This is a genomic window from Aquipuribacter hungaricus (genome assembly GCF_037860755.1).
In the GTDB taxonomy this organism is placed as follows: domain Bacteria; phylum Actinomycetota; class Actinomycetes; order Actinomycetales; family JBBAYJ01; genus Aquipuribacter; species Aquipuribacter hungaricus.
Window position 1 is genome coordinate 1 of sequence record NZ_JBBEOI010000433.1, and the last position, 1,268, is coordinate 1,268.

1 protein-coding gene is annotated in these 1,268 nt (G+C 80.8%); it reads right to left on the minus strand.

The window, feature by feature from the left end; translation table 11 throughout:
- Nucleotides 1-1,268 (minus strand): helicase-associated domain-containing protein (locus WCS02_RS20415; protein WP_340296154.1); only part of this gene is annotated, 1,268 nt, incomplete at both ends.

Below are 1,268 nucleotides of genomic sequence, written 5' to 3' on the forward strand. Positions count from 1 at the left end.
GCCGCGCGTCGGGCGGTGCGGGCCTGGACGAGCAGGGTGCCGTCGGTGGCCTCGGCAGCCGGGGCCAGCCCGACCCGGCGCAGCGCGTCGAGGACGACGGGTCCGTCGGCCTGGGCGGCGAGGACGGTCGGTGCGAGCCGGCGCAGCCCGAGGGTGGCCAGGCGGCGGTCGACGAGCAGCTCGGCCAGGGCGGCCGGGTCCTCCGAGCGCAGGAACGACGAGGCGGCCCCCACCCGGACCATGCCGTGGCGGCGGGCGACGTCGCGGACGAGGTAGGCCAGCGGCTGCGGCACCCCGTTCGGGCTGGCCTCCTCCAGGACCGCGAGCAGCTCGTCGGCGGTGCGGCCCGCGTCCAGCGCCCGGCGGACCGACTCCGGCGTGAACCGGTACACGGTGGCCGCGCCGCGGGACTCCACCTCGGCGGCCAGGTCGACCTCGGCGGCCAGCGACGGGACCAGCGGCCCGGGGGCCACGGCCGTGAGGTCGGCCTGCAGCAGCAGGTGGTCGACGGGCTCGGGCAGCAGGGCGCCGAGCAGCCGGGCGGCCCCGGGGGCGTCCCCGTCGAGCAGGGCGCGGGCGGGCCCGGCGAGCACGCCCTGACCGGTGAGCCCGACCCAGGCGGCCTCGTCGAGCAGCCGGGCCACGAGGTCGTCGCGGCCGGGGGAGGCGCGGCGGGGGGAGCGGTGGTCCAGCCGGGCGAGGACCTCCTCCAGGCGGGGGGCGCGGTCCTCGGGCGCCTGCGCCAGCTCGGTGAGCACGTCCCGGCGCAGCGCCGCGGAGCTCGGCCGGCGGACCTCGTCGGACAGCGCGCCGCGCACCGTGCCGCCACGGTCCCGGGTCCCCACGAGCGAGGCCACGGTGTCGCCCTCGAGCCACGCCAGCGCCAGCCCGGCCCAGCGGACCTCGACCGGCTCCTCCGCCCAGGTGTCGGCGGCGAGGGTGGGCACCCAGGACGGGGACTCCTCCGCGTCGGTGTCGAGCAGGCCCGCGGCGTGGGCGGTCTGCAGCACGAGCGCGCCGACGCCGTCGTCCACGCCGAGCGCGACGGCGACCCGGTGCAGCTCGCGCACGCCCAGCCCGCCGGTGCGGCGCGCGGTGAGGGTGGTGCGCCCGGCGACGCCCAGCATCTCCCCGACCAGGCGGACGGCCTCGGTCGCGGACCCGGCGGCGGAGTGGTCGGCGGTGCCCGGGCGGACGGGCAGGCCCCCGACCTCGGGCTCGCGGGTGGCGGGGACGGCGTGGGTGCGCCCGCCGCGCAGGGCCAGGCC